Source organism: Kribbella sp. (assembly GCF_035655035.1).
In the GTDB taxonomy this organism is placed as follows: Bacteria; Actinomycetota; Actinomycetes; order Propionibacteriales; family Kribbellaceae; genus Kribbella.
This window is the reverse complement of record NZ_DASRVN010000209.1, coordinates 1-4,800: the sequence shown is the minus strand read 5'-3', so window position 1 is coordinate 4,800 and position 4,800 is coordinate 1. Positions and strand designations below refer to the sequence as shown.

Annotated in this window: 5 protein-coding genes; 2 read left to right on the top strand and 3 right to left on the bottom strand. The window is 68.9% G+C overall.

Annotated elements, in window-relative coordinates; genetic code table 11:
- Positions 1-778: aldo/keto reductase (locus VFF46_RS12125; protein ID WP_325037190.1), on the top strand; the 778-nt coding region annotated here is incomplete at its 5' end.
- Between the two features lie 48 nt (positions 779-826).
- Here the strand turns inward: VFF46_RS12125 and glnA are convergent.
- The gene (glnA, locus tag VFF46_RS12120) at positions 827-2,251 is read right to left on the bottom strand and encodes a type I glutamate--ammonia ligase (RefSeq protein ID WP_325037189.1); all 1,425 of its coding nucleotides are present in this window, start codon (positions 2,249-2,251) and stop codon (positions 827-829) included.
- A gap of 190 nt (positions 2,252-2,441) precedes the next feature.
- Here glnA and VFF46_RS12115 point away from each other — a divergent pair, with 190 nt between their 5' ends.
- The gene (locus tag VFF46_RS12115) at positions 2,442-2,903 is read left to right on the top strand and encodes an RDD family protein (protein ID WP_325037188.1); all 462 of its coding nucleotides are present in this window, start codon (positions 2,442-2,444) and stop codon (positions 2,901-2,903) included.
- Here the strand turns inward: VFF46_RS12115 and VFF46_RS12110 are convergent.
- Together VFF46_RS12110 and VFF46_RS12105 are read right to left on the bottom strand one after the other, a co-directional pair.
- Positions 2,900-4,177: a cyclopropane-fatty-acyl-phospholipid synthase family protein gene (locus tag VFF46_RS12110; protein WP_325037187.1), complete on the bottom strand. Its 1,278-nt coding sequence runs from the start codon at positions 4,175-4,177 to the stop codon at positions 2,900-2,902. The genes VFF46_RS12115 and VFF46_RS12110 overlap by 4 nt on opposite strands.
- Positions 4,178-4,290: 113 nt before the next feature.
- Positions 4,291-4,800 (bottom strand): DUF4191 domain-containing protein (locus VFF46_RS12105; RefSeq protein ID WP_325037186.1); only part of this gene is annotated, 510 nt, incomplete at its 5' end.

The following is a 4,800-nucleotide window of genomic DNA, read 5'->3' as shown; positions in this document are numbered from 1 at the left end:
CGCGGCGGCCGCCGTACTGCGTCGCGCCGTCGAGCTCGGCATCAACCACCTCGACACCGCGTCCTTCTACGGCCACGCGACGGTGAACCAGCACATCCGCGCCGCCCTGTCGCCGTACCCGGACGACCTGGTGATCGTCAGTAAGGTCGGCGCGCGCCGGGTGGACGCGCCCGTACCGCTGGCGCTCGCACAACGGCCGGAGGACCTGCGCGCGCAGGTGCAGCTCGATCTGACCTCGCTCGGCCTGGAGCAGGTGCCGGTGGTCAACCTCCGCCGGGCGGATCAAGGCCCGGGCCTGATCGCCGAGGGCGACCAGGTCGTCCCGCTCGACGACCAGCTTGCCGAACTGATTGCCCTACGCAACGAAGGCCTGATCGGCGCGATCGGACTCAGCAACATCAGCACCGACCAGCTGAAGCGGGCCCTGCCGGCGGGCATCGTCTGCGTCCAGAACGCCTACAGCGTCCTCGACCGCTCCTCCGAGGACCAGCTGAACCTGTGCGCGGCGAACGACATCGCCTGGATCCCGTACTTCCCCCTCGGCTCCGCCTTCGACCAGATCCCGTCACCCACCGAGCACCCCGCCGTACAGCAGCTCGCCGCCCGCCTGAGCACCACCCCGGCCGCGATCTGCCTGGCCTGGATCCTCGCCCACGACCCCCACACCGCCCTCATCCCCGGCACCCGCAGCATCGAACACCTCGAGGACAACGTCCGCACCGCGGAGGTCCACCTCGACGAAGAGGCGCTCGCCGAGCTCGAACGACTGGCCAACTGAAAACGCCCCACCCGGACACAGCCGGGTGGGGCGTTCAGAGACGTCAACTCACACGTCGTAGTACAGCTCGAATTCGTGCGGGTGGGGGCGGAGCTGGATCGGGGCGATTTCGGTTTCGCGCTTGAGGTCGATCCAGGTCTCGATCAGGTCGGACGTGAAGACGTCGCCCTCGAGCAGGAACTCGTGGTCGGCCTCGAGGGAGTCGATCACGGCCGGCAGCGAGGTCGGGACCTGGGCGATGCCCGCGTGCTCCTCCGGCGGCAGCTCGTACAGGTCCTTGTCGACCGGGTCGGCCGGCTCGATCTTGTTGCGGATGCCGTCCAGGCCGGCCAGCAGCTGGGCCGAGAAGGCCAGGTACGGGTTGGCCGACGGGTCCGGGCAGCGGAACTCGATGCGCTTGGCCTTCGGGTTCGAGCCGGTGATCGGGATCCGGATGCAGGCCGAGCGGTTCCGGGAGGAGTACACCAGGTTGACCGGCGCCTCGAAGCCCGGCACCAGCCGGTGGTACGAGTTCACCGTCGGGTTGGTGAAGGCCAGCAGCGACGGCGCGTGCTTGAGCAGGCCGCCGATGTACCAGCGGGCCACGTCGGACAGGCCGCCGTACCCGGACTCGTCGTAGAACAGCGGGTCGCCGTTGCTCCACAGCGACTGGTGGCAGTGCATCCCGGAGCCGTTGTCGCCGAAGATCGGCTTCGGCATGAACGTCGCGGTCTTGCCGGCCGCCCAGGCGGTGTTCTTGACGATGTACTTGAACTTCATCACGTCGTCGGCGGCCTTGAGCAGCTCGTCGAAGCGGAAGTTGATCTCGGCCTGGCCCGCCGTACCGACCTCGTGGTGCGCGCGCTCGACGATCAGGCCGGACCGCTCCAGCGCCAGCGTGATGTCGTCGCGCAGCTCGCCGAAGTGGTCGGTCGGCGCGACCGGGAAGTAGCCACCCTTGTAACGGACCTTGTAGCCGCGGTTGCCGCCGTCCTCGACCCGGCCGGTGTTCCAGGCGCCGGCGACGGAGTCGATCGAGTAGTGCGCGCCGTTCGCCTTGGTCTCGAACCGGACGTCGTCGAAGACGTAGAACTCGGCCTCCGGCGCGAAGAACGCGGTGTCCGCGATCCCGGTCGACTTCAGGTACTCCTGGGCCTTCCGGGCGATGTTGCGCGGGTCCCGCGAGTACGCCTCGCCGGTCAGCGGGTCGTGCACGAAGAAGTTCACCACCAGCGTCTTGGCGGTGCGGAACTCGTCGATGTACGCGCTGGTCGGGTCCGGCAGCAGCTTCATGTCCGATTCGTGGATCTGCTGGAACCCGCGCACCGACGAACCGTCGAAGGCCAGGCCCTCCTCGAAGACCTCGGGACCGAACGACGACACCGGGACGGTGAAGTGCTGCATGATGCCCGGAAGGTCACAGAACCGGATGTCGACGATCTCGACGCCCTCGTCCTTGACGTAGGCGAGCAGCTCCTCCGCGCTGGAAAACATACGTACTCCTAGGGTGGCTCAGAGATTCATCTGAACGTAGGGCCTGCCGGTTTCTCCGTCGTGACCCTGATGTTTCGCGGATGTTACGCCCAGCGTGTCCGCGCTGACCCACTGGTGTACGGCGGTCACGCCCTGAGATGTCGCGAGCCCGTGGAGGGCTGTCCCGGAGCGTGTCCGTAGGCTAGACATCATGGCATCATCCGCGACGCCCGCAACCGGGCCCTCCGGTGAATTCCGTTACCCGGGCAACCGGCTGGGCCTGCCCGAGGAGGGTTCGGGCTCGGTCGGCACCTGGGGCCGCCGGGTGCTGGCGCTGCTGATCGACTGGCTGCTGGCCGGCCTGATCGCGTCCGCGCTGACCGGCCGCCCGATGTGGGCGGGCGGGAACGACTACAGCCTGATGCACACGACCGCGTTCTTCGCGATGTCCGCGATTCTGGTGGGCCTGGTCGGCAGCACGATCGGGCATCGGCTGTGCGGCTTGCGGGTCGCTCCGGTCCGGGACAGCCAGACGTACCCCGGTCCGCCCGGGCTGCTCGCCGGCATCATCCGGTCGGTGCTGATCTGCCTGGTCATCCCGGCGGTGGTGTTCGACCGCGAGCGCCGCGGCCTGCACGACCTGGCCGCGAAGACCATCGTCGTACTGCGTTAACGCCGCGTGAGCAGGAGTTGTACGTCGTCGAGGTACCCGGTGCGGAAGCCGGCCTCGGAGTACGCGAGGTAGAACTCCCACATCCGCCGGAACGTGTCGTCGAACCCGAGCGCGCCGATCTCCGGCCACTGCTCGATGAAGCGGTTCCGCCAGATCCGCAGGGTCCGCGCGTAGTCCGGGCCGAGGTGCCGGATCACCTCGGCGCGCAGCCCGGTGTGCTGCGCGGTGATCTGCTCGATCACCTTGATCGACGGGATCAGGCCGCCGGGGAAGATGTACTTCTGCACCCAGGTGAAGGTGTTCCGGGTGGCGAGCATCCGCTCGTGCGGCATCACGATCGCCTGCACGACGCCGACCCCGCCCGGGGCCAGCCGGCGCTCGATGGCGTCGAAGTACACCGGCCAGTACTTCTCGCCGACTGCCTCGATCATCTCCACGCTGAGCACCGCGTCGAACTCGCCGATCTGGTCGCGGTAGTCGCGCAGCGCGACCTGCACCCGGTCGCCCACGCCGGCCTCGGCGATCCGGCGCTGGGCGAGCAGTGCCTGCTGGGAGGCGATCGTGATCGCGGTCACCCACGCGCCGCGCTGCGCGGCCCGGATCGCCAGGCTCGCCCACCCGCAGCCGATGTCCAGCACTCGTGATCCGGACTTCACCCCGGCGGCGTCCAGGATCGAGTCCAGCTTGCGCAGTTGGGCCGCGCTGAGCTCGTCGTACGTCGCGGTCGCGAGATCCTTGGTGGTGTCGGGGAAGTACGCCGCGGAGTACGTCAGCGTCGGGTCCAGGAACTCCGAGAACATCGCGTTGCTCAGGTCGTAGTGGCGGCTGACGTTCTCCCGGGCGCCGGCCCGGTCGTTCTCCTGCTCGCCGGGCTGGGTCCGGGTGACCAGCCAGCGCAGCGACTGCGCCCACTTCGGCAGCAGGTGCCGGGTCTCCTCGTTGCTGAACCGCTCCGCGAACGGCACCAGCAGGTCGGCCAGGTCCGTGCCCGGCTCCGGGTCCCAGTCGCCGGCCAGGTACGCCTCGCCGAACCCGGACCCGGCGTCGTGCCCGAGCCGGTCCAGGAACGCAGCCGTCCGGTGCACCCGCATCGCCGGGCCACCCAGCCCGTACGACCGGTTGCTGTCCAGGTGGATGGTGGCCGGCAGGTCCTTCGCGATCAGCTTGATCGCGGTCGCGGCGCCGTACCGGCGTACCGGGTTGGAACGCGGGCGGGCCAGCGTCGGCCATGTCTCGGTCACCGGCTGATGGACCGCCGGCATGAGGTCCGTCATGTCGTCCTGTTCCCCTGTAATCCGTCCTGGTCGCACTCTATGGGCAACCAGCCTCCCCACGGCGCATGTCTGAACAGTTCAACTGCCGAACATGCCTCTTGGTTACAGTTCGGTCACCGGCCGCGCATGGCCTGACGGGCGCCCTTCAGGCTGGTCGGCACCGGCCCCTTCGGCATCGGCACCTGCGGGCGGACGGCGTCCAGCGCCTTCAGCCGCTGCAGCAGGTCGGTGATCTCGGACGGCTGCATGACCGCCGGCAGCTTCATCACGTGCTTGGTGAGCTTGCGGATGTCGATCTCGCCCTCGCCCTGACCGGCGATGATCTGCGTCACCGGGGCCCCGCCGGCGACCCGGCTGTGCTTCTTCGCCTCGGCGGTCAGCAGGTTCTTCACCCGGCTGGCCTGGCCCTCGCCGACCAGCACGATGCCCGGCCGGCCGACCACGCGGTGCACGATGTCGGAGTTCTTCGTGACGGCGACCGCGGGTGTCACGTTCCAGCCGCGGCGGAGCGTCTGCAGCGCGGACGCGGCCGCGCCGGCCTGGCCCTCGATCTGGCTGTACGCCGCCTTCTCGACCTTGCGGCCGAAGATGATCGTGGTGGCCAGGAACGCGATCGCCACGCC